Here is a 22,890-nt window from a genome sequence, read left to right on the forward strand (position 1 = left end):
ACCGAGACAGGTGCCCGGCCGCAATAGACTGCACGGGTGAGCCACCCCGACGAAGCGATCGACATCAAGCCGCGCAGCCGAGCTGTGACGGACGGCATTGAAGCCACCACCTCCCGAGGCATGCTGCGTGCCGTCGGCATGGGAGACGAGGACTGGGACAAGCCCCAGATCGGCATCGCCTCCAGCTGGAACGAGATCACCCCCTGCAACCTCAGCCTCGATCGGCTCGCGCAGGGTGCCAAAGAGGGCGTGCACGCCGGCGGCGGCTACCCGCTGCAGTTCGGCACGATCTCCGTCTCCGACGGCATCTCCATGGGACACGAGGGCATGCACTTCTCGCTCGTGAGCCGCGAGGTCATCGCCGACTCCGTCGAGACGGTGATGATGGCCGAGCGCCTCGACGGCAGCGTGCTGCTGGCCGGCTGCGATAAGTCCATCCCCGGCATGCTCATGGCCTCGGCCCGCCTCGACCTGTCGAGCGTCTTCCTCTACGCGGGGTCGATCGCGCCCGGCTGGGTCAAGCTCAGCGACGGCACGGAGAAGGACGTCACCATCATCGACTCGTTCGAGGCCGTAGGCGCATGCCTCGCGGGGAAGATGAGCGAGGCCGACCTCAAGCGCATCGAGTGCGCGATCGCCCCGGGCGAGGGCGCCTGCGGCGGCATGTACACCGCCAACACCATGGCCTCCGTCGCAGAGGCGCTCGGGCTCAGCCTTCCCGGCAGCGCGGCGCCGCCCTCCGCCGACCGCCGCCGCGACTACTTCGCGCACCGCTCGGGCGAGGCCGTCGTCAACCTGCTCAAGCTCGGTATCACGACGCGCGACATCCTCACCAAGGAGGCGTTCGAGAACGCGATCGCCCTGGCCATGGCGCTCGGCGGCTCCACCAACGTCGTCCTGCACCTGCTGGCGATCGCCCGCGAGGCCGACGTCGAGCTCTCGCTCCACGACTTCAACCGCATCGGCGACAAGGTGCCCCACGTCGCCGACATGAAGCCGTTCGGTCAGTACGTCATGAACGACGTCGACCGCCACGGCGGCATCCCGGTCATCATGAAGGCGATGCTGGATGAGGGGCTGCTTCACGGCGACGCCCTCACCGTCACCGGCAAGACGCTCGCCGAGAACCTGCGCGAGCTCGATCCGGACCCCATCGACGGCACCGTGATCCACACCTTCGACAACCCGATCCACGCCACCGGCGGCATCACGATCCTGCACGGCTCGCTGGCGCCGGAAGGGGCGGTCGTCAAGACGGCCGGCTTCGACGCCGCCGTGTTCGAGGGCCCCGCCCGCGTGTTCGAGCGCGAGCGTGCCGCGATGGACGCGCTGGAGGCGGGGGAGATCCACGCCGGCGATGTCGTCGTCATCCGGTACGAGGGGCCCAAGGGCGGCCCGGGCATGCGCGAGATGCTCGCGGTGACCGCCGCCATCAAGGGCGCCGGCCTCGGAAAAGATGTACTACTCTTGACGGACGGACGATTCTCGGGCGGCACAACCGGCCTGTGCATCGGCCACGTAGCACCGGAAGCGGTGGACGCAGGTCCTATCGCTTTCGTGCGCGATGGTGATCTGATACGGGTCGATATCGCGGCTCGCTCTCTCGACCTACTCGTCGATGAGGCCGAGCTGAGCTCCCGCCGCTCTGGCTGGGAGCCGCTTCCCCCGCGCTATACCCGTGGCGTCCTGGCCAAGTACTCGAAGCTCGTGCGTTCGGCTGCCGAAGGCGCCGTCACCGGGTGACTTCGCCTCCGACATCCCGTCATCCACACCCGAGGTAGTTCCCATGTCCTCAGACATCTCTGCGGCCATTCCCCGGCCGCCCGCCCGTGCGCAGTCCGCACCCGTGATCACGGGAGCGGAGGCCGTCGTCCGCTCGCTCGAACTCGTCGGCGTCACCGACGTGTTCGGGCTGCCGGGTGGCGCGATCATGCCCGTCTACGACCCGCTCATGGACGATGAGGCCGTGCGCCACATCCTCGTGCGCCACGAGCAGGGCGCCGGCCACGCGGCCGAGGGGTACGCCGCCGCATCCGGTCGTACCGGAGTCGCCATCGCGACGTCGGGCCCCGGTGCGACGAACCTCGTCACCGCGATCGCGGACGCCTACATGGACTCCGTCCCGCTCGTGTGCATCACCGGTCAGGTCTTCTCGACGCTGATGGGCACCGACGCGTTCCAGGAAGCCGACATCGTGGGCATCACGATGCCGATCACGAAGCACTCGTTCCTGGTGAAGACAGCCGAAGAGATCCCCGGCGCGATCGCGGCCGCTTTCGAGATCGCCAGCACCGGCCGCCCCGGGCCCGTGCTCGTGGACATCACGAAGGACGCCCAGCAGGCCACGGCGCCGTTCATCTGGCCGCCCAAGGTCGAGCTGCCCGGCTACCGCCCGGTGACGAAGGCCCACGGCAAGCAGATCCAGGCCGCGGCCCAGCTGCTGTCCGAGGCCCGCAAGCCGGTCTTGTACGTCGGTGGCGGTGTGATCCGCTCGCACTCCTCGGACGAGCTGCGCGTGCTGGCCGAGGCGACCGGCGCGCCGGTCGTGACGACCCTCATGGCCCGGGGCGCCTTCCCCGACTCGCACCCGCAGAACCTCGGGATGCCCGGCATGCACGGCACGGTGCCCGCGGTGCTCGCGCTGCAGGAGGCCGACCTCATCGTGGCGCTCGGCGCCCGCTTCGACGACCGCGTCACGGGCAAGGCCTCGCTGTTCGCCCCCGGCGCCAAGGTCGTGCACGTCGACATCGACCCCGCGGAGATCTCGAAGATCCGCTTCGCCGATGTGCCGATCGTGGGAGATCTGAAGGAGGTGCTCGTCGACCTGGACGCCGCATTCCGCCAGACCATCGGCGAGCAGCAGCCGGACATCACCGAGTGGTGGAGCTACCTGGACGGCCTCCGCGACGAGTTCCCGCTGGGCTACGCACCCACGACCGACGGTCTGCTCTCGCCGCAGCAGGTGATCTCGCGCATCGGCGAGCTGAGCGGTCCCGAGGCGATCTACGCCGCCGGTGTCGGCCAGCACCAGATGTGGGCCGCCCAGTTCATCAAGTACGAGCGTCCCAACTCGTGGCTCAACTCCGGCGGCGCCGGCACCATGGGCTACGGGGTCCCTGCCGCGATGGGCGCGAAGGTTGCAGAGCCCGACCGTGTGGTGTGGGCGATCGACGGCGACGGCTGCTTCCAGATGACCAATCAGGAGCTCGCCACCTGCGTGATCAACGAGATCCCGATCAAGGTCGCGATCATCAACAACTCGTCGCTGGGCATGGTGCGCCAGTGGCAGACGCTGTTCTTCGACGGCCGCCACTCGAACACCGACCTCAACACCGGACACGGCACCGCCCGCATCCCGGACTTCGTGAAGCTCGCCGACGCGTACGGCTGCCTGGCGATCCGCGTGGAGCGCGAAGACGAGATCGACGCCGCCATCCAGCTCGCCCTCGAGACGAACGATCGCCCCGTCGTGATCGACTTCGTCGTGTCCGCCGACGCGATGGTGTGGCCCATGGTCCCGCAGGGAGTGAGCAACAGCTTCGTGCAGTACGCCCGCGACCACGCACCCGAGTTCGACAAGGAGGACTGACATGACTTCACACGTGCTGAGCCTCCTCGTCGAGGACAAGCCGGGTCTGCTGACCCGCGTGGCGGGCCTTTTCGCCCGCCGCGGCTTCAACATCGAGTCGCTCGCCGTGGGCGTGACCGAGGTGCCGGGTCTCTCGCGCATCACGGTCGTCGTCGACGTCGACCAGCTCCCGCTCGAGCAGGTGACCAAGCAGCTGAACAAGCTGATCAACGTCATCAAGATCGTCGAACTGGATGCGGCCGCGTCCGTACAGCGCCAGCATGTGCTGGTGAAGGTGCGCGCAGACAACGCGAGCCGCTCCAACGTGCTCGAGGTCGTGAACCTGTTCCGCGGTTCCGTCGTCGACTACGCGCCCGACGCGCTCGTGGTCGAGATCACCGGCGACAAGGGCAAGGTGGATGCGTTCCTGCGCGCCCTCGAGCCCTTCGGTGTCAAGGAGATGGCGCAGTCCGGGCTGCTCGCGATCGGTCGCGGCGGCAAGAGCATCACCGAGCGCGTCCTGCGCGGATAACCCCTTTTCGCAAGCCGTTCACCGGTCGTTGAGCGAGCGCAGCGAGTCGAAACGCAACGACCGACACACGAAGGAGAAACACACACCATGGCTGAGATCTTCTACGACGCCGACGCCGACCTCTCGATCATCCAGAGCAAGAAGGTCGCGATCGTCGGCTACGGCTCGCAGGGTCACGCCCACGCGCAGAACCTGCGCGACTCCGGCGTCGAGGTCGTCATCGCGCTCAAGGACGGCTCCAAGTCCGCCGCCAAGGCGCAGGAGGACGGCTTCGAGGTCAAGTCGGTCGCCGACGCCGCCGAGTGGGCGGATCTGATCATGATCCTCGCGCCCGACCAGCACCAGCGCTCCATCTACGCCGACAGCATCAAGGACAAGCTGACCGCGGGCAAGACCCTCGCCTTCGCGCACGGCTTCAACATCCGCTTCGGCTACATCGAGACGCCCGAGGGCGTCGACGTGATCCTGGTCGCCCCCAAGGCGCCCGGCCACACCGTGCGCCGCGAGTTCGTCGCGGGTCGCGGCATCCCGGACATCATCGCCGTCGAGCGCGACGAGACCGGCACCGCGTGGGCCACCGCGCTCTCGTACGCGAAGGCCATCGGCGGTACCCGTGCCGGCGTCATCAAGACGACCTTCACCGAGGAGACCGAGACCGACCTCTTCGGCGAGCAGGCCGTTCTCTGCGGTGGCATGAGCCACCTCGTGCAGTACGGCTTCGAGACGCTGACGGAGGCCGGCTACCAGCCCGAGATCGCCTACTTCGAGGTGCTGCACGAGCTGAAGCTCATCGTCGACCTCATGTGGGAGGGCGGCATCGCCAAGCAGCGCTGGTCGATCTCCGACACGGCCGAGTACGGCGACTACGTTTCCGGCCCGCGCGTCATCGACCCCTCGGTCAAGGAGCACATGCAGGCCGTTCTCGCCGACATCCAGTCCGGCGCGTTCGCCAAGCGCTTCATCGACGACCAGGATGCCGGTGCGCCCGAGTTCCTCGCGCTGCGCGAGAAGGAGCAGGGTCACCCGATCGAGGCGACCGGCAAGAAGCTGCGTTCGCTCTTCTCGTGGCAGCAGCAGGACTCGGACTACACCGAGGGCTCTGCCGCTCGTTGATCCGCGCCTGAGCGCCTGAACACCTCGCCGTGCACCACGCGGCGGACCTGGCCCGGCCACCGCATCCCGAACACAGGATGCGGTGGCCGGGTCTTTTCCATGGGACCTTGGGCCCTGGGTAGTGGTCTGACCAATTCGTAACCTGGTCCCATGACGCGCGGCGAATGACCGCGCAGAGTGGGAGTGTTCCGATGTCTGTCGTCATCGATGCCCTCGTCGACCGGGCCCAAGAAGCTCTGGCCGCGTACGCATCCTTCACCCAGGAGCAGATCGACCAGATCGTCCGCAAGGCGTCGGTCGCTGCGCTCAGCCACCACGCCGACCTCGCCGTGCTCGCCGTCGAAGAGACGCGCCGAGGCACCTTCGAGGACAAAGCCGTGAAGAACATGTTCGCGTGCGAACACGTCACGAACTCGATCATCAACCAGCGCACGGTCGGCGTGATCTCGACCGACGAGCTCACCGGCATCACCGAGATCGCCGACCCGGTCGGCGTCGTGTGCGCCCTCACGCCGGTCACGAACCCGACATCCACGACGATCTTCAAGTCGCTCATCGCGCTGAAGACCCGCAACCCCATCGTCTTCGGGTTCCACCCGTCCGCTCAGCGCTCGTCCGTGGCCGCCGCGACGGTCGTGCGTGATGCGGCCGTGGCTGCCGGCGCCCCCGCCGACTGCATCCAGTGGATCGAGGAGCCGTCGATGGAGGCGTCGGGCGAGCTCATGAACCACCCCGGCGTCGCGCTCATCCTCGCCACCGGCGGCAACGCCATGGTGCGAGCGGCGTACTCCTGCGGCAAGCCCGCCCTCGGCGTCGGCGCCGGCAACGTGCCCGCCTTCATCGAGCGCACGGCGAAGGTCGGTCGCGCGGTCAACGACATCGTGATCTCGAAGTCGTTCGACAACGGCATGGTCTGCGCGTCGGAGCAGGCCGTCATCCTCGAGGCGCCGATCGCGAAGGAGGCCCTCGCGGAGTTCGCTCGCCTGCATGCCTACATGGCGACGCCGGCCGAGAAGCGCCTGCTGGAAGAGTTCATCTTCGGCGTGGCCGCCGACAGCGCCAACTGCGCCGACGCGAAGCTCAACGCATCCGTCGTCGGACAGTCGCCGGCCTGGATCGCACAGCAGGCCGGCTTCGAGGTCCCCGCGGACACGTCGATCATCCTCGCCGAGGTCTCCGGCGTCGGACCGCACGAGCCTCTGACGCGCGAGAAGCTCGCGCCCGTGCTGGCCGTGCTGCACGCCCGCAACCCCCAGGAGGGCATCGACCTCGCCGAGCAGATGGTCGCCTTCGACGGGCTCGGCCACTCCGGCGCGATCCACAGCAACGATCCCGCGGTCATCGCCGACTTCGCCGACCGCGTGAAGGCCGTGCGCATCATCGAGAACGCCCCGTCGGCCCTCGGCGGCATCGGCGACATCTACAACGCGTTCATGCCGTCGCTGACCCTCGGCTGCGGCTCCTACGGTCACAACTCGGTCTCGAACAACGTCTCGGCGGTGAATCTGTTGAACATCAAGCGCGTCGGTCGGCGCAACAACAACCTGCAGTGGTTCAAGATCCCCGCGAAGACGTACTTCGAGCCGAACGCGCTGCGGGTACCTGATCGACATGAAGCACATCGACCGGGTCACGATCGTCACCGACGCCACGATGACCAAGATGGGCTTCGTCGACCGGGTCGTCGACATCCTGCACCGCCGGGCGACGCCCGTGCACCTGCAGATCATCGACCGGGTGCTGCCCGAGCCCACCGTGGCGAGCGTTCAGGCCGGAGCCGCGCAGATGCGTGAGTTCCAGCCCGACACGATCATCGCGCTCGGCGGCGGTTCGCCCATGGATGCGGCGAAGGTCATGTGGCTTCTGTACGAGAACCCCGACGTGCAGTTCTCCGACATGCGGGAGAAGTTCTTCGATGTGCGCAAGCGCGCCTTCAAGTTCCCCGAGCTGGGGGCCAAGGCCAAGCTCGTGTGCGTGCCGACCACGTCGGGCACCGGAAGCGAGATGACGCCGTTCGCGGTGATCACCGACGAGACCACGGGCATGAAGTACCCGCTCGCGGACTACGCGCTCACCCCGTCGGTCGCCATCATCGACCCGACGCTGACCGCGGCGCTGCCGGCCTTCCTCGTGGCGGATGCGGGCTTCGACGCCCTCACCCACGCGACCGAGGCGTACGTGTCCGTCTACGCGAACGACTACACCGACGGACTCGCGCTGCACGCGATCAAGCTGATCTTCGAGAACATCGTGCGTTCCACGCAGGCACCCGCGGGGTCCAAGGACGCCGCCGATCTGCAGGCTCGCGAGAAGATGCACAATGCCGCATCCATCGCCGGCATGGCGTTCGGCAACGCGTTCCTCGGGATCGTGCACGCCATGGCACACGTGACCGGTTCGAAGTTCCACCTCGTGCACGGCCGCACCAACGCGATCTACCTGCCGCACGCGATCCGCTACAACGGCCGCGTTCCCAGCAAGGTCACGAGCTGGCCGAAGTACGAGCGCTACATCGCGCCGGAGCGCTACCAGGAGATCGCCAAGCACCTGGGCCTGAAGGCGGACACCCCGGAGCAGGGCGTCGAGAGCTACGCCCGCGCCGTCGAGAAGCTGCGCGACGCCGTCGGCATCGAGCGCTCGTTCCAGGCGCAGGGTGTTGCGGAGGGCGACTTCATCGGCCGCCTCGACGAGCTGGCCATGGCCGCCTACGGGGACCAGTGCGCTCCGGCCAACCCACGTCTGCCGCTGCTCGCGGACATGCGCACCCTCATGGAGGCGGCCTACTACGGCACCTCGTTCGACGAAGTGCGCGCTGCCCGTGCGCACGCCGAAGCTGCGGCGGATGCGGCGACTGAGCCCGCCCGTCCGACGCAGGACGCCTGAATCCCCTTCTCGGCGTCCGGGCCCCGGGATCCTCGTGATCCCGGGGCCTTCGCCGTGCCAGGAGGTAGGGTCGAGGCATGGTTTCGCGCGACGACGACGCTCTCAGCTGGGACGGTGACGACGACCCGACGCTCGCCCCGCAGGTGGCGCCCCGCCGGGCCCCGTCCGTCCCGGAGACGGCGCCGAAAGATGCTCCCGCGAGCCGGGCGAGCGTGGAGACGGATGCGGCACCCGCATCCGTCTCCGACGACGCCGAGTCCGCGCCGATGAGCAATGCCGCGCTCGTGACGCTCGGCGTGTTCGGCGGGATCTATCTGCTGCTCGCCGTCGGGTGGTTCATCGGCGGGTCGCGCCTGCAGTTCGTCGCGCAGCTGTTCATCAATCCCGCAGCTCACATCGCGGCGTGGATCCTGGCGATCGCGGCCCCCGCGGTCTGGTTCACGACCACGATGGTGCTGACCCGCTCCCGGCCCATGTGGCTGCGGATCGTGGCGCTGGTCGTCGGCGCGGTGGTGCTGCTGCCCTGGCCGTTCCTCATGACGGGAGTCGGAGCATGAGCGCCACGACGCCCGCGCGCCGCGTCGCGTTGCCGGTCTGGCTGATCGTCACGATCGCCGGCTTCGCCGCCCTCTTCTTCGCGTTCGCGCTCTGGACGGCGCTCGGATTCCTGTTCCAGCAGGCCGGGGGAGACGCCGGCCTGACCGGGTACGGCTGGTTCGTGCTGCTGCTGCCCGTGCTGTTCCCGATCCTCGTGTTCGCCGGCTGCTTCGCCCTCGGCTGGCGGCGCAAGGCGGGGCCCTTCGCGCTTGTGCTCCTGCTCGGCCTGTGCCTGGTCACCGTCTTCTGGCTCGACATCTTCGCCTACGCGTCGGTCACCCCCGCGCTCTACAACGCCTGAGATCCGAAGGCCCAACGTCCCGTCACACGGTCGGGGACACCGCGACCGGGGCAGTAGGCTGACAAGTGCGCGGCCGGCCAGTCCGCGACGCGCTTCCACCCGCCTCGCGCCGTCGTGCTCTGCACGCGGTCCCGCATGTGTCAAAGGACATCCGCTGTGACCAAGCCCGTCGTCCTCATCGCTGAAGAGCTCTCTCCCGCCACGATCGACGCCCTCGGGCCCGATTTCGACGTGCGCCACGTCGACGGAGCGGATCGCTCCGCACTGCTGCCCGCCCTCGCGGACGCGCACGCGGTGCTCGTGCGGTCGGCGACGCGGATGGATGCGGAGGCCATCGCCGCCGCGCCTGTGCTCAAGGTCATCGCCCGCGCCGGCGTCGGACTCGACAACGTCGACATCAAGGCCGCGACGACCGCCGGCGTCATGGTCGTCAACGCCCCGACCTCGAACATCATCTCTGCGGCGGAGCTCACCGTCGGCCACATCCTGAGCCTCGCGCGCCGCATCCCGGCCGCGCACGCATCCCTCTCTTCCGGTGCATGGAAGCGCAGCTCGTTCACCGGCACCGAGCTCTTCGAGAAGACCGTGGGCATCATCGGCCTCGGCCGCATCGGCGCGCTCATCGCCGCCCGGCTGCAGGCCTTCGACATGCGTGTCGTCGCCTACGACCCCTACGTCACAAGCGCCCGCGCCCAGCAGCTGGGCGTCGAGCTCCTCACTCTCGACGAGCTGCTCGAGCAGAGCGACTTCATCACCATCCACATGCCCAAGACGCCCGAGACGACGGGCATGATCAGCACCGAGCAGCTGCGCCGCATGAAGCCGACCGCCTTCGTGGTCAACGTCGCCCGCGGCGGGCTGATCGACGAGGCAGCTCTCGCCGACGCCCTGATCTCGGGCGAGATCGCCGGCGCGGGTCTCGACGTGTTCTCGAGCGAGCCGCCCGCCGCCGACAGCGACGCCGCCCGACTGCTGTCGCTGCCGAACGTGGTCGTCACCCCGCACCTCGGCGCATCGACCGACGAAGCGCAGGAGAAGGCCGGCGTCTCGGTCGCCAAGTCCGTGCGCCTGGCGCTGTCGGGTGAGCTCGTCCCGGATGCGGTCAACGTCGCCGGTGGCGTCATCGACCCCTACGTCCGCCCGGGCATCGCGCTCGTCGAGAAGCTCGGCCAGATCTTCTCCGCCCTCGCCGTCTCGCCCGTCACGAGCATCGACGTCGAGGTGCACGGCGAGCTCAAGGACTACGACGTCAGTGTGCTGAAGCTCGCAGCCCTCAAGGGGGTGTTCACGAACATCGTCAGCGAGTCGGTGTCCTACGTGAACGCGCCGCTGCTCGCCGACCAGCGCGGCATCGAGGTGCGGCTGATCGTCGACGGCGTGAGCGAGGAGTACCGCAACGTCATCACCGTCGCGGGCGCCCTGTCCGACGGTTCCCAGCTCTCCGTATCGGGCACGCTGACCGGTACGAAGCAGATCGAGAAGATCGTCGCCATCAACGGTCACGCTCTCGAGCTTCCGATCGAGAAGCACCACATCGTGATGCAGTACACCGACCGTCCCGGAATCGTCGCCGTCTACGGCCAGCGGTTCGGGGAGGCCGGCATCAACATCGCCGGGATGCAGATCGCCCGCCGTGCGGCAGGGGGACAGGCCCTCTCGGTACTGACGGTCGACTCGCCCGTGCCCGACGAGCTGCTCGCCGAGGTCGGCTCCGCCATCGAGGCCGACCTGTTCCGCCAGATCGAGATCACCGAGTCCTGACTCGCGGCGCCGCCGCGGCGCCTCCCAGGGCCTCGACGCCGAGCGGGCATCGGTTCGCCGAATGAGCATCCGATCGGGTGCTCGCTCGATGAACGGATGCGCGTTCGAGGTTCGCGTTGGCGCGGGTCAGCCGCGGGCTGCGCGGGTGACGATCTCGATAAGGGCGTCCATCGCCGCGCCGGTCGGGGTGGGGCCGGCGACGCCGTCGCCCTCGAGGGCGTTGTTGAAGTACAGGCCGTCGCTCACGAGCATCACGAGGTCCAGGGCCGCCTCGCTCGCCACGTGCGACCGCAGCGCATCGGCCCAGCGGTCGCGGATGGTGCGCAGGGCGGCGCCCGCGGGGGCGTGCCCGCCCTGGGCGAGCCGTGAGACGGCGACCAGGGCCCGATCCAGCGCGTCATCGCTCATCGCGGACGTGCGCACGAAGTAGGCGACGGGGCCTTCCGCCGACGCCGACATGCGATCCAGGTCCTCTTCGACCAGCACGTGGAGACGTTCGAGCAGACCGGTCTCCAGGGCGTCCTTCGACCCGAAGTGGTACAGCAGACCGCCCTTCGAAACCCCGGCAGCCCGGGCCGTGGCATCCATCGTCGCCGCGCGCTCGCCCTCGGTGACGAGAAGTCTCTCGAAGGCGTCGAGCACCAGCTCACGGGCGCGCGGGGGGCGACTCATGGTCTCGATGGTACTGACGAGGGACGTGTCATCTCTGTTACTATACCAGCCGGACGGTATAGAAACACATGAACACACTCACTCAAGACATCGCCATCGCCGAGGCCGAGGGCCGCCGCGTCGGATGGCGCGGCTGGGCGGCGCTCGTCGTCCTCATGCTCCCCGTGCTGCTGGTCGCGGTCGACAACACGGTGCTGAGCTTCGCGCTCCCGGAGATCGCGCTGCAGTTGCAGCCCACCAGCACGCAGCAGCTCTGGATCATCGACGTGTATCCGCTCGTGCTTGCGGGATCCCTCGTGACGATGGGCACGCTCGGCGACCGTTTCGGACGTCGTCGGATGCTGCTGATCGGCGCAACGGGCTTCGCCGCCGTCTCCGCCCTCGGCGCGTTCGCCCCCAACGCCGAGCTGTTGATCGCCGCACGTGCCGTCATGGGCGTCTTCGGCGCGATGCTGATGCCCTCGACGTTGTCGCTGCTGCGGAGCATCTTCACCGACCGCAATCAGCGCAGGCTCGCGATCGCCGTCTGGGCGGCCATGTTCTCGGCGGGGGCGGCGCTCGGTCCCGTCGTGGGCGGGTTCCTCCTCGAGCACTTCGCGTGGGGATCCGTGTTCCTGATGGCCGTGCCCGTGCTCATCCCGCTGCTTGTGCTCGCGCCGATCCTGGTGCCGGAGAGCCGCGACCCGAACCCCGGTCGCGTGGATCCGGTGAGCATCGTGCTCTCGATGGCGACCATGGTGCCGATCGTCTATGCGATCAAGGAGGCCGCCGCACACGGCCCGAGCCCGCTCGTCGCCGCGCTGCTCGTCGCTGGCGTCGGGTTCGGTGTGCTGTTCGTGCGCCGACAGCGTCGCTCCGAGACCCCGATGCTGGATGTCCGCCTGTTCGCGCGCGGCGCCTTCAGCGGCGCGCTGCTCGTCAATCTGCTGAGCGTGCTCGCGCTGGTCGGCTTCATCTACTTCGTCTCGCAGCATCTGCAGCTCATCGTCGGTCTCTCACCCATGACTGCGGGCCTGGCGCTCGTGCCCGGTCTCGCGCTCATGATCGTCGCGGGACTCGCGATCGTCCCGGTCGCCAAGCGCGTCTCGCCGCGGGTGGTCATCCCGGTGGCGCTGGTGTTCTCGTTCGCGGGATACGTGATGGTCGCGCTGTCCACGGATCCGGGCTCGGTGGCACTGCTCGTGGTCGCCTTCATGGTGCTGGGTATCGGGATCGGCGCGGCCGAGACCGTCTCGAACGAGCTCGTGCTCGCCAGCGCCCCGCCGGCGAAGGCGGGAGCGGCCAGCGCCGTCTCCGAGACGGCGTACGAGGTGGGCGCGGTGCTGGGAACGTCGCTGCTCGGAGGGCTGCTCACCGCGCTCTACCGCGCGAACCTCGTCGTGCCGCAGGGTGTTCCCGCGGACGTCGCGGATGCGGCGCGCGAGACGCTGGCGGGTGCGGTGAGCGCGGCGGACGGGCTCGCTCCCGAGACGGGAGCCGCGCTCCGGGATGCGGCCGCGCACGCCTTCGACGCCGGTGTCGGCGTCACCTCGCTCATCGGCGCGGGTCTGGTCGTCGTGGCAGCGGTCATCGCCGCCACTACGCTGGGAGCATCCCGCAACTCGCCGCGGCGGTGATGCCCGCGGCATCCTGAGACAGGAGTCCCATGTCGCGCGTCGTGAAGCTCGCCGTCATCCCCGGTGACGGAATCGGTCCGGAGGTCGTCGCCGAAGCCGACAAGGTGCTCGAAGCGGTTGCCGCCGGCACCGACGTGACGTTCGAGCGCACCTGGTTCTCGCTCGGTGCCGCGCGCTTTCTCGAGACCGGTGACACCCTCACCGACGACGATCTGGCGGCGATCGCCGCGCACGACGCCATCCTGCTCGGCGCCGTCGGGGGAGTGCCCGGCGACCCTCGCCTGAAGAACGCGAACATCGAGCGCGGCCTGCTGCTCAAGCTGCGCTTCGCGCTCGACCACTACGTGAACCTGCGCCCGTCCAAGCTGTACCCCGGCGCCAGCGGCCCCCTCGCCGACCCGGGCGAGATCGACTTCGTCGTGGTGCGCGAGGGGACCGAGGGTCCGTATGTCGGCAACGGGGGCGCGATCCGCGTGGGCACCCCGCACGAGGTGGCCAACGAGACCTCGGTGAACACGGCGTTCGGTGTCGAACGCGTCGTACGTTTCGCCTTCGCCGAGGCGGAGCGCCGCCGTAAGAAGCTCACCCTCGTGCACAAGACGAACGTCCTCGTCCACGCCGGGGGCATCTGGAAGCGGATCGTCGACGAGGTGGCGACGGAGCACCCCGACGTCGCCGTAGACTATCTGCACGTCGACGCGGCCACGATCTTCCTGGTCACGAACCCCAGCCGCTTCGACGTGATCGTCACCGACAACCTCTTCGGTGACATCCTGACCGACCTGGCAGGTGCCGTCACCGGTGGCATCGGCCTCGCCGCATCCGGGAACATCAATCCCGACGGCGACTTCCCGTCGATGTTCGAGCCCGTTCACGGTTCGGCTCCCGACATCGCGGGCCAGCAGAAGGCCGACCCCACGGCCGCGATCCTCTCGGTGGCTCTCCTGCTGAATCATCTGGGACTTCGCGATGACGCCGACCGCCTCACCCGCGCGGTCGAGGCCGACATCGCCGAGCGTTCCGATTCGGTCCGCACCACAGCACAGATCGGCGACGCGATCATCGCGCGGCTCTAGGCGTAACCTGGAGCCCGCAGCCGTCGCCCGTGACCGCGCCGCCAGGCGCAGATGAAGCGAGATCCTCATGACACTCCTCGACACCGATCCCGACCAGGGCCTCGCACCGCTCGAGTTCGCCGTCACCCGCAACCTCGCCGCCCGCGGCGCCGCGGAGCGCGAGCAGATCCTCGAGAACCCCGGCTTCGGCACCCGCGTTCACCGACCACATGGTCGACATCTGCTGGTCGTTGCGCGGCGGCTGGCACCGTCCGCGTGTGCAGCCCTACGGCCCGATCTCGTTGGACCCGGCCGCAGCCGTCCTGCACTACGGCCAAGAGATCTTCGAGGGCATCAAGGCCTACCGTCACGCCGACGGCTCGATCCACACCTTCCGCCCCGACCAGAACGGCCGGCGTCTGCAGCGCTCGGCGCGGCGGCTCGCGCTGCCGGAACTGCCGGTGTCGTACTTCGTGCAGTCGCTCCGCGAGCTGATCAAGGTGGATGCTGCCTGGGTGCCCTCCGGCGCAGACCAGAGCCTGTACCTGCGTCCCTTCATGTTCGCCAAGGAGGCTTTCCTCGGCGTGCGTCCGGCGCAGAAGGTCGCGTACTACCTCATCGCGAGCCCCGCGGGCGCCTACTTCAAGGGCGGCGTGAAGCCGGTCTCGATCTGGCTGAGCGAGGACTACTCGCGCGCCGGCAAGGGCGGCACGGGCGCGGCGAAGACCGGCGGCAACTATGCCGCGAGCCTGCTGCCTCAGTCCGAGGCGTACGAGAACGAGTGCGACCAGGTCGTCTTCCTCGACCAGGACGGCAACGTCGAGGAGCTCGGCGGCATGAACATCGTGTTCGTCAAGAAGGACGGCACGCTCGTGACCCCGCAGTCCGACTCGATCCTCGAGGGCATCACGCGCGACTCGATCCTTCAGCTCGCGATCGACCGCGGCCACAAGGTCGAGGGGCGCGCCGTGTCGCTCGCCGAGTGGCGCGACGGCGTCGCCTCGGGCGACATCGTCGAGGTCTTCGCGTGCGGCACAGCCGCGGTGGTGACGCCGATCGGGCAGCTCAAGGGCAAGAACTTCTTCGACGAGCAGCCGACCGGCTCGCTCGCGCTGTCGCTGCGCGAGGAGCTGACCGACATCCAGTACGGCCGCCGCGAAGACACGCACAACTGGCTCGTCCGACTCGACGCCTGATCCCGCAGCGAGGCGTCCTGGATAGGCTGAACGGGTGAAGATCGCTCGTTTCAGCCACCAGGACGCCATCGCTTACGGAATCGTCGACGACGACGAACTCGTGCAGCTCGCCGGGGACCCGATGTTCGCCGGCTTCGAGCCCACGGGCAAGCGCATTCCGATCGCGGATGTGGCGCTGCTGGCGCCGGTGATCCCGCGATCCAAGGTCGTGGCGATCGGACGCAACTACCGTGCCCACGCGGAGGAGCTCGGAAACGACGTCCCCGCCGAGCCGCTGATGTTCCTCAAGCCCAACACCGCGGTGATCGGTCCCGGCGACGTCATCGTGCGTCCCACGCAGTCCGAGCGCGTCGATTTCGAGGGCGAGCTGGTCGTGGTGATCGGCCGGATCGCTAAGAACGTGCCGGTCGAGAAGGCCCTCGACGTCGTGTTCGGCTACACGGTCGGCAACGACGTCACCGCCCGCGACCTCCAGCGCAGCGACGGGCAGTGGTCGCGCGCCAAGGGCTTCGACACCTTCTGCCCGCTCGGGCCGGTCATCGAGACGGAGTTCGATCCCGCATCCGCCGCGCGCGTCGTGACCCGCGTCAACGGCGACGAGCGCCAGTCGGCGCCGCTCACCGATCTGATGTTCCCGATCGCCGAGCTGATCGCGTACGCGTCGTCGGTGTTCACGCTGCTTCCGGGCGACGTCATCATGACCGGAACCCCCGCCGGTGTCGGCCCCCTCGTGGCCGGCGACGAGGTCGAGGTCGAGGTCGAGGGGATCGGCGTGCTGCGCAACACCGTGCGCGATGCCTGAAGCTACTGGTCTGCTACCGGATGCGGCCGAACTGGCCCGCATCCGGCGTCGCACGCTGTGGCTGCTCTCATCCGGACAGATCCTCGGCGGCATCGCCTTCGGGGCGACGATCTCGCTCGGCGCGATCCTCGCCACCGAGCTGTCCGGTGACGAGGCGTTCTCGGGCTGGGCGACGGCGGCGGTGACGCTCGGCGCTGCCGCCTTCGCCATCCCCCTCGCGGCGCTCGCGCGTCGAAGCGGGCGCCGTCCTGCGCTCGCGGCGGGGCTCTCGGTGGCGCTTGTGGGCGTGCTCCTGGTCATCGGCGCGGTGGCTGCCGCATCCTTCCCGCTGTTGCTGGCGGGTGTCGTACTGATCGGTGCCGGGCAGGCGGCGAACCTGCAGTCGCGTTTCGCCGCGGCCGACCTCGCGACCGATTCGTCGCGCGGTCGCGACATCTCGGTCGTGGTCTGGGCGACGACGGTCGGAGCGGTTCTCGGCCCGAACCTCGTCGGACCGGGGCAGGTGCTCGGCGACCTCGTCGGCATGCCGCCGCTGACCGGCCCCTATCTGTTCACGATCGTCGCCCAAGTGCTGGCCGTCATCCTGTACATCGCTGCTCTGCGCCCGGATCCGCTGCTGCTGGCGCAGCGCCTCGTCGCCCGGGATGCGGCGGGTTCGGGCCCTCGGATCGCACGCGCCGATCGGCCCGTGGCCGCGCGGTACGCGATCCTCGCGATCGCCGCCTCGCACGGCACGATGGTCGCGGTCATGGCCATGACGCCCGTGCACCTCGTCCACCACGGGGCGAGCCTGACGATCGTCGGCCTCACCATCAGCCTGCACATCGCCGGGATGTACGCCCTCTCGCCGGTGTTCGGCATCCTCGCTGACCGGATCGGCCGGGTGACGACGGTTCTCGTCGGACAGGGACTGCTCGCCGCGTCGCTGCTGGTATCGGGACTGGGCCAGAGCTCGAACACCGCGGTCACCATCGGCCTCGTGCTGTTGGGGCTCGGCTGGAGCGCCTCGACCGTGGCGGGCGCGGCGTTGCTCGTGGAGACCAGCAGCGAGACGATGCGCACCCGACGGCAGGGCCGCAGCGACCTCGCGATGAACCTCGTGGGAGCTGCGGGCGCGATCCTCGCCGGCATCATCCTCGGCTGGATCGGATTCGGGGGCCTGGCGTTCGTGACGCTCGCGCTCGTCGTGCTCGTGGTGGCGGCGTCTCCGCTCGCGCGCTCGGGACGCGAAGGGGCTTAGCGCAAGGCGCGCAGCGCGCGGTCGACGTCGTCCTGGTCGTTGAAGACGTGGAACGCGAGACGCGCGCGACCCGCGCGGCCGGAGGCCGTGACGCCTGCTGCGCTCAGGCGCGCGAGGTCCGAGCCGTCCGCATCCGGCCAGGTCACGATCGCGCTCGGCGTGGCGGGTGAGGGAAGGCCCATTCCGGTGAGGAAGCGCTTCGCGAGATCCGTCGTGTGCCGGTGGATCGCGGCCATGTCGGCGCTCGCGAAGAGTCCCAGTGAGGGTTCGGCCCCCACGAAGGCCTGCCAGGCGGGGGAGACGTCGAAGCGGCGGGCGTCTGAGGCCAGCGTGGCCGCGTCGCCGTAGCAGGACTGCCAGGGGTCCGCGCCTGCGTACCAGCCGGCGTGCAACGGTGTCAGGGTGGCGGCGAACTCCTCGCTGAGGGCGAGGAAGGCGACTCCTCGCGGGGCGCACAGCCACTTGTACGCATGGACGACGAACGCGTCGAAGGCCGAAGCGTCGACCGGGAGCCAGCCGACGGCCTGCGTACCGTCGCACAGCGTGCGGGCTCCGACCGCGCGGGCGGCGGCGGCGATCGCGGCGTGATCGGCGACCTCGCCGGATGCGGACTGCACGAGCGAGAAAGCCACGAGAGCCGTGTCGGGACGGACCGCGTCGGCGAGCTCTGTCAGCGGTGCGCAGCGCACACGGAGGCCGCCGCGGTGCACGAACGGGAGGACGAGGGAGGAGAAGTCGCCGTCCGGCACGAGCACCTCGCTGCCTTCCGGCAGAGATGCCGCGATGAGGCTCACCAGAACCGAGGTCTGCGACCCGATCGCGACGCGCTCGGGTGCGACCTGCAGAAGACCCGCGGCGTGCGCGCGCGTCTGCTCGACGACGACGGAGTAGGCCGCCGCATCCGCGCCGTGAGTGACCGAACGCATGAGGTCGGCGATCAGGGCGTCGCGACTCGCGCGCGGCGGCAGTCCGCCCGTGCACGCGGCGAGGTAGTCCCGGCCGCCGTCGAAGGCCGCGCGGACGGCGGTGAGATCCAGCGGTGCGGTCATGTTCTCCAGCATCGGGATGCGCGAGCTCGAGGTCTACGACAGAAGGGGCATCGCGTCCATAAGCGGAGGTTATATATTCGGCGCATGGCCGATCAGGATGAGGGCGAGCTCGCCGTTCAGGCGTTCCGCGTGATGCGCGCGATCGCCGAGACCGGATCCATCACCGCGGCCGCCGCGTCGCTCGGCTACAGCCAGCCCGCCGTCAGCCAGCAGGTGCGCCGCATCGAGAGTCGTGTCGGCATGCCGGTGGTCGAGCGCGTCGGGCGGCGGGTGCGTCTCACCGAGGCAGGCGCCGTGCTCGCGCGGCACGCGGATGCGGTCGCACGCTCCATCGACGCTGCCGCGGACGAGCTGGCGCAGCTGCGCGGGCTCGCCTCGGGCCGCGTACGTCTGACCGGGTTCCCGTCGGCGTCGCCCACGCTCGTGCCGCGGGTGCTCGCTGCGCTCTCCGACAAAGCTCCCGGGCTCGCGGTGACCTACGTCGAGGCGGAGCCGCCGGAGGCGATGGCCGCGGTGCGCGAAGACCGCGCCGACATCGCGCTGACCTTCAGCTACCCGGGCGATGAGAACGATCCGCACGGCGAGAGCGCGCGCGGCCTCGTCGTGCGCACGCTCGGCGCGGACCGCATGTTCGTCGTCGTACCCGACGGACATGAGCTGGTCGGCGCCTCCGTCGTCCAGCTCGGCGAGCTCGCCGACGCATCCTGGATCGCGGGCTGTCCGCGGTGCCGCGGTCACCTGCTCGAGCTCTGCGCCCGCGCGGGCTTCACACCGCGGATCGCCTTTGAGACCGACAACATCGTCGCCGTCGAGAACCTCGTCGCTCGGGGCACGGGCGTGGCGACGCTGCCGGGACTCGCCCTCGATTCGTTCCCGTTGCTGCCGGGCGTGCAGGCGGTGCCGCTGCCGCCGGGGGAGCAGCGCACGCTGCATGTGGTGACGGCGGCCGACGCCCACCGCGTGCCCGCGCTTCGGCTCGCGCTGGCAGCGGTCGGCGAGGCGGCACAGGCCGCCGGGGTGGGCCGCGGCGCGACGGGACGACGCGGGTAGGCTGGGAGCCTATGGTTTCCGCACCCGATCCCCGCACCACGACCGCAACCGGCTCCGACATCCGGGTGCGGTTCTGCCCCTCGCCCACGGGCCTGCCGCACGTCGGCCTCATCCGCACCGCGCTCTTCAACTGGGCCTACGCCCGGCACAACGGCGGCAAGCTCGTCTTCCGCATCGAAGACACGGATGCGGCCCGCGACAGCGAGGAGAGCTACCAGCAGCTGCTCGAGGCGCTGCGCTGGCTCGAGATCGACTGGGACGAGGGCGTCGAGGTCGGCGGGCCCCACGCGCCGTACCGGCAGTCGCAGCGGCATGAGCTCTACCGCGAGGTGCTCGACAAGCTGCTCGCCGCGGGCGTCGTGTACGAGAGCTACTCGACGGCCGAGGAGATCGACGCACGCAATGAGGCGAACGGCCGTGCCAAGCAGCTCGGGTACGACAACTACGACCGCACGCTCACCGAGGAGCAGAAGGCCGCGTTCCGCGCCGAGGGACGCGAGCCCGCCTACCGCCTGCGCGTGCCGGATGAAGACCTCACCTACGTCGACCTCATCCGGGGCGAGGTGACGTTCCCCGCCGGGTCCTTCCCCGACTTCGTCATCGTGCGCGCGGGCGGTGTACCGCTGTACACCTTCGTGAACCCCGTCGACGACGCGCTCATGGGCATCACGCACGTGATCCGCGGCGAGGACCTCATGCCCTCGACCGCGCGTCAGCTCTCGCTCTACCGTGCGCTCATCGAGGCCGGCGTCACCGACTTCGTGCCGCGCTTCGGTCACATGCCGCTGGTGCTGGGGGAGGAGGGCAACAAGAAGCTCTCCAAGCGCGACCCCAAGGCCGATCTGTTCCTGCAGCGCGAGAAGGGCTTCATCCACGAGGGTCTGCTCAACTACCTCTCGCTTCTCGGCTGGTCGCTCGCCCCCGATCGCGACGTGTTCTCGCTCGACGAGCTCGTCGAGGCCTTCGACATCGCGGACGTGAACCCCAACCCGGCCCGCTTCGATCAGAAGAAGGCCGAGTCCATCAACGGCGATCACATCCGGATGCTGGCACCCGAGGACTTCGCGACCCGCATCCTGCCGTACCTGCGCGACGCCGAGATCATCGGCGAGACGCTCGACGATCGCGAGCGGGCGCTCATCGCCGCCGCGGCACCGCTCGTGCAGGAGCGTGTGCAGCTGCTGGGCGATGTGCCGGGCCTCCTTGGCTTCCTGTTCCGCGAGGACGTGGAATACGCCGACGACGCCCTTGCATCGCTGCCGGCCAACGCGGGCGAGGTGCTCGTCGCCTCGGTGAACGCGCTCGAGCTCGTTCCGCACGCGGAGTTCGCCGCCGCATCCGTGCAGGAGGCGCTGCAGAAGGCGCTGATCGAAGAGCTCGGCCTGAAGCCGCGCGTCGCGTACGGTCCGCTCCGGGTCGCGGTCAGCGGTCGCCGGGTGTCGCCGCCGTTGTTCGAGTCGATGGAGCTGCTGGGCAAGAGCGAGAGCATCCGCCGGCTCGACGCCCTGGTGCAGAAGATCGGCTGACGCGGTCGCTCATCCTGCGGTGCAGGAGTAGAGCGTCGCGCCCGAGGGTGCATCGCTGACGAGGGTGCAGGTGGATGTCACCCAGGCGCTGATGTCTTTCGTGGAGGAGGACGCGGAGCGGGTACCTCCCGCGCCAGCGCCCGATGCGCCGGAGCCGAGCACGTACCTGACCTCGCCGTCGGCGACCATCTGCTGGAACGTGGCAAGGGTCGGCACATCGTCGCTGCCGTCGAATCCGCCGATGGGCAGCACGGAACCGCCGTGCGAGCCGAGGATGAGCTGCGCCGCCGACTGCGCGCCGAACGTGGCGACGAGGTACTTCGCGTCGTCCTGACGCTCCGTGAGGTAGAGCAGCAGTGCCGCGTTCGAGGCGTTTTCGCCAGGCACGCCCGTGGGACGCATCCCGCCGCGGGCGCCGGTCTGCGCGCCGCCGGCGGGGGGTTGCGGTCTCGTGCCGCTCGCTGATCCGCCGAATGCGGTACCTCCTGGGCGTGGTCCAGCGAAGCCACCTCCGCCACCGGGCATTTGGGAAACGCCCGCGGCCGTGGGATTGATCGAGCTCGGTGTGCTGATCGTCAGTGCCGACCAGGCCGCCGGCGTCAGCAGGAGGGCGATCACCGCGACGGTGGCGGTCACCCAGCGCAGCGCGTGTGCCCGGCGTTCGAGAACGAGGAGCAGAATCGCCGCCGCGGCGATCGCGGCCTGTACCCAGGCGATGACCGGGCTCGGTTCGGGGTACATCGCTGCGATCAGAACGGCCGTGAGCGCCGCGACGGCGATGAGCAGGATCTGCGGCCACAGCAGGCGTCGCGAGCGCGCGACGGCGAACGCCGTGGCCACGAGGAGGGCGACGGGGATCGCGAGCGCGGAGGTGTAGAACTGGTGCATCCCCGCGACGAGCGAGAACATCGCCACCTCGGTCGCGAACCACCCGCCGAGGAACACGACGATCGCGGGGCGCCACCGCAGGATGAACAGAACAACGATGGCAGCGAGAGTCGCGGGAAGCAGCCACGCGATTTGTCCGGCGAGTTCGGTGTTGAACAGGCGGAAGGGGCCGGGATCGCCAGAGAAAGACGGCGTGAACGAGCGGTAGGCGGCCGAGTCGGCAGTGGCGCTGAAGCGCCCGAGCCCGTTATAGCCGAACACCATCTCCCACGGATCGTTGCCGTTCGTTCCACCGACGTATGGGCGATCGGATGCGGGAACGAGCCAGACGACGGCGACCCAGGCGAGCGAGACCACGAGGCTCACGGCGCCCGCGAGGAGCGTGTGCCAGATGCGTCGCCACCACGGCTGGCGCGTGCACAAGTAGGCCGCCGCGAGCGCCGGCCAGACCGCCCACGCCTCGAGCATGTAGGTCTGGAAAGCCACGCCGACGAGCGCTCCGGCGAGCAGGTACCAGCCGAGACTGCGCTGCTGGATCGCCCGCACCGCGGCCCACGCCACCATCGCGAGCGCGAGGACGAAGAACGTCTGCGGCTGATTGGACCGCGCGACCGCGACGAGGATCGGTGTGGTGGCGACGACCGCACCCGCGAGCAGACCACCCGTCGTCCCGACCAACCGACGTGCGGTGAACGCGGTGATGACGGCCGCCGCGGTGGCCGCGATGGCGTTGGGCAGGATGACGGCCGCCGGCGAGAAGCCGAACAGGCGCACGGCCAGGGCGGGGATCCAGAAGGAGCCCGGGATCTTGTCGAGCGACACCGTGCCGGCGGGGTCGAAGGCGCCGAAAAAGAGATTCGACCAGCTCTTGCTCATCGACATCGCCACGGCGCCGTAGTAGTCGCTCATCGATGCGGACACCTGCCATCCGGTCAAGACGGCGGCGGTGATGACGATCAGCACGAGCCCCACGGGCCACGCGGCACGGGACCGCCACGAACGGGCAGGGGGAGCGGAAACAGCGGTCATGGCAGGACCGTA

General features: G+C 69.3%; 15 protein-coding genes and 3 pseudogenes. 15 read left to right on the plus strand and 3 right to left on the minus strand.

Features of this window, described 5'->3' with window-relative positions; translation table 11 throughout:
• Positions 1-36: 36 nt before the first annotated feature.
• The 8 genes and pseudogenes from ilvD to serA all read left to right on the plus strand — a co-directional run bounded on the left by ilvD (position 37) and on the right by serA (position 10,755).
• Positions 37-1,743, plus strand: a complete 1,707-nt coding sequence (gene ilvD / locus QE377_RS15220; RefSeq protein ID WP_137417270.1) for a dihydroxy-acid dehydratase — start codon at positions 37-39, stop codon at positions 1,741-1,743.
• A 43-nt stretch (positions 1,744-1,786) separates the two neighbouring features.
• Positions 1,787-3,589 (plus strand): acetolactate synthase large subunit, encoded by a 1,803-nt coding sequence (locus QE377_RS15225; protein WP_307324872.1) that lies wholly within the window; start codon positions 1,787-1,789, stop codon positions 3,587-3,589.
• A gap of 1 nt (position 3,590) precedes the next feature.
• Positions 3,591-4,100 (plus strand): acetolactate synthase small subunit, encoded by a 510-nt coding sequence (gene ilvN / locus QE377_RS15230; protein ID WP_274285555.1) that lies wholly within the window; start codon positions 3,591-3,593, stop codon positions 4,098-4,100.
• Between the two features lie 69 nt (positions 4,101-4,169).
• Positions 4,170-5,213, plus strand: a pseudogene (gene ilvC / locus QE377_RS15235) (ketol-acid reductoisomerase); the annotation flags it as partial.
• A gap of 191 nt (positions 5,214-5,404) precedes the next feature.
• Positions 5,405-8,096, plus strand: a pseudogene (gene adhE / locus QE377_RS15240) (bifunctional acetaldehyde-CoA/alcohol dehydrogenase).
• Between the two features lie 77 nt (positions 8,097-8,173).
• Positions 8,174-8,653 (plus strand): DNA polymerase III subunit gamma/tau, encoded by a 480-nt coding sequence (locus tag QE377_RS15245; protein WP_307324876.1) that lies wholly within the window; start codon positions 8,174-8,176, stop codon positions 8,651-8,653.
• Complete coding sequence (locus tag QE377_RS15250; RefSeq protein ID WP_307324879.1) at positions 8,650-8,994, plus strand: bacitracin resistance protein; 345 nt, start codon at positions 8,650-8,652, stop codon at positions 8,992-8,994. Before QE377_RS15245 ends, QE377_RS15250 begins: the two co-directional genes overlap by 4 nt.
• Positions 8,995-9,150: 156 nt before the next feature.
• Complete coding sequence (gene serA, locus QE377_RS15255) at positions 9,151-10,755, plus strand: phosphoglycerate dehydrogenase (RefSeq protein ID WP_307324881.1); 1,605 nt, start codon at positions 9,151-9,153, stop codon at positions 10,753-10,755.
• Between the two features lie 126 nt (positions 10,756-10,881).
• Here the strand turns inward: serA and QE377_RS15260 are convergent, their stop codons facing one another.
• Entirely contained in the window at positions 10,882-11,427 is a 546-nt protein-coding gene (locus QE377_RS15260; RefSeq protein ID WP_307324882.1) for a TetR/AcrR family transcriptional regulator, read from the minus strand.
• A 68-nt stretch (positions 11,428-11,495) separates the two neighbouring features.
• Here QE377_RS15260 and QE377_RS15265 point away from each other — a divergent pair, with 68 nt between their 5' ends.
• The 5 genes and pseudogenes from QE377_RS15265 to QE377_RS15285 all read left to right on the plus strand — a co-directional run bounded on the left by QE377_RS15265 (position 11,496) and on the right by QE377_RS15285 (position 17,336).
• Positions 11,496-13,043 carry an MFS transporter gene (locus QE377_RS15265; protein ID WP_307324884.1) on the plus strand — a complete coding sequence of 516 codons (1,548 nt, stop codon included), beginning with the start codon at positions 11,496-11,498 and terminating at the stop codon, positions 13,041-13,043.
• A 29-nt stretch (positions 13,044-13,072) separates the two neighbouring features.
• Positions 13,073-14,119: a 3-isopropylmalate dehydrogenase gene (locus tag QE377_RS15270; RefSeq protein WP_307324886.1), complete on the plus strand. Its 1,047-nt coding sequence runs from the start codon at positions 13,073-13,075 to the stop codon at positions 14,117-14,119.
• 67 nt (positions 14,120-14,186) lie between these two features.
• A pseudogene (locus QE377_RS15275) lies at positions 14,187-15,294 on the plus strand (branched-chain amino acid aminotransferase).
• A 34-nt stretch (positions 15,295-15,328) separates the two neighbouring features.
• On the plus strand, positions 15,329-16,096 hold the full coding sequence (locus QE377_RS15280) for a fumarylacetoacetate hydrolase family protein (protein ID WP_274285546.1): 768 nt from the start codon (positions 15,329-15,331) through the stop codon (positions 16,094-16,096).
• Complete coding sequence (locus tag QE377_RS15285; protein ID WP_307324889.1) at positions 16,089-17,336, plus strand: MFS transporter; 1,248 nt, start codon at positions 16,089-16,091, stop codon at positions 17,334-17,336. The genes QE377_RS15280 and QE377_RS15285 overlap by 8 nt, the downstream gene beginning before the upstream one ends.
• On the opposite strand, the gene QE377_RS15290 is transcribed toward QE377_RS15285, so the two are convergent.
• Positions 17,333-18,385, minus strand: a complete 1,053-nt coding sequence (locus tag QE377_RS15290; protein WP_307324891.1) for an aminotransferase class V-fold PLP-dependent enzyme — start codon at positions 18,383-18,385, stop codon at positions 17,333-17,335. The two genes, QE377_RS15285 and QE377_RS15290, sit on opposite strands and share 4 nt — an antisense overlap.
• A gap of 84 nt (positions 18,386-18,469) precedes the next feature.
• Here QE377_RS15290 and QE377_RS15295 point away from each other — a divergent pair, with 84 nt between their 5' ends.
• Positions 18,470-19,435 (plus strand): LysR family transcriptional regulator, encoded by a 966-nt coding sequence (locus tag QE377_RS15295; RefSeq protein WP_307324894.1) that lies wholly within the window; start codon positions 18,470-18,472, stop codon positions 19,433-19,435.
• Between the two features lie 11 nt (positions 19,436-19,446).
• Positions 19,447-20,961 (plus strand): glutamate--tRNA ligase, encoded by a 1,515-nt coding sequence (gene gltX / locus QE377_RS15300; RefSeq protein ID WP_307324897.1) that lies wholly within the window; start codon positions 19,447-19,449, stop codon positions 20,959-20,961.
• 9 nt (positions 20,962-20,970) lie between these two features.
• On the opposite strand, the gene QE377_RS15305 is transcribed toward gltX, so the two are convergent.
• Positions 20,971-22,878, minus strand: a complete 1,908-nt coding sequence (locus QE377_RS15305; protein WP_307324900.1) for a glycosyltransferase family 39 protein — start codon at positions 22,876-22,878, stop codon at positions 20,971-20,973.
• Between the last annotated feature and the right edge of the window lie 12 nt (positions 22,879-22,890).

The sequence above is a fragment of the Microbacterium sp. SORGH_AS_0862 genome (assembly GCF_030818795.1).
Classification (GTDB): Bacteria; Actinomycetota; Actinomycetes; order Actinomycetales; family Microbacteriaceae; genus Microbacterium.

Excerpts from the sequence above, each read along its gene's own strand:
- QE377_RS15225 (WP_307324872.1), top strand. The coding sequence starts at position 1,787 with ATGTCCTCAGACATCTCTGCGGCCATTCCCCGGCCGCCCGCCCGTGCG.
- ilvN (WP_274285555.1), top strand. The coding sequence starts at position 3,591 with ATGACTTCACACGTGCTGAGCCTCCTCGTCGAGGACAAGCCGGGTCTG.
- QE377_RS15245 (WP_307324876.1), top strand. The coding sequence starts at position 8,174 with ATGGTTTCGCGCGACGACGACGCTCTCAGCTGGGACGGTGACGACGAC.
- QE377_RS15250 (WP_307324879.1), top strand. The coding sequence starts at position 8,650 with ATGAGCGCCACGACGCCCGCGCGCCGCGTCGCGTTGCCGGTCTGGCTG.
- QE377_RS15260 (WP_307324882.1), bottom strand. The coding sequence starts at position 11,427 with ATGAGTCGCCCCCCGCGCGCCCGTGAGCTGGTGCTCGACGCCTTCGAG.
- QE377_RS15265 (WP_307324884.1), top strand. The coding sequence starts at position 11,496 with ATGAACACACTCACTCAAGACATCGCCATCGCCGAGGCCGAGGGCCGC.
- QE377_RS15270 (WP_307324886.1), top strand. The coding sequence starts at position 13,073 with ATGTCGCGCGTCGTGAAGCTCGCCGTCATCCCCGGTGACGGAATCGGT.
- QE377_RS15285 (WP_307324889.1), top strand. The coding sequence starts at position 16,089 with ATGCCTGAAGCTACTGGTCTGCTACCGGATGCGGCCGAACTGGCCCGC.
- QE377_RS15290 (WP_307324891.1), bottom strand. The coding sequence starts at position 18,385 with ATGACCGCACCGCTGGATCTCACCGCCGTCCGCGCGGCCTTCGACGGC.
- QE377_RS15295 (WP_307324894.1), top strand. The coding sequence starts at position 18,470 with ATGGCCGATCAGGATGAGGGCGAGCTCGCCGTTCAGGCGTTCCGCGTG.
- gltX (WP_307324897.1), top strand. The coding sequence starts at position 19,447 with ATGGTTTCCGCACCCGATCCCCGCACCACGACCGCAACCGGCTCCGAC.
- QE377_RS15305 (WP_307324900.1), bottom strand. The coding sequence starts at position 22,878 with ATGACCGCTGTTTCCGCTCCCCCTGCCCGTTCGTGGCGGTCCCGTGCC.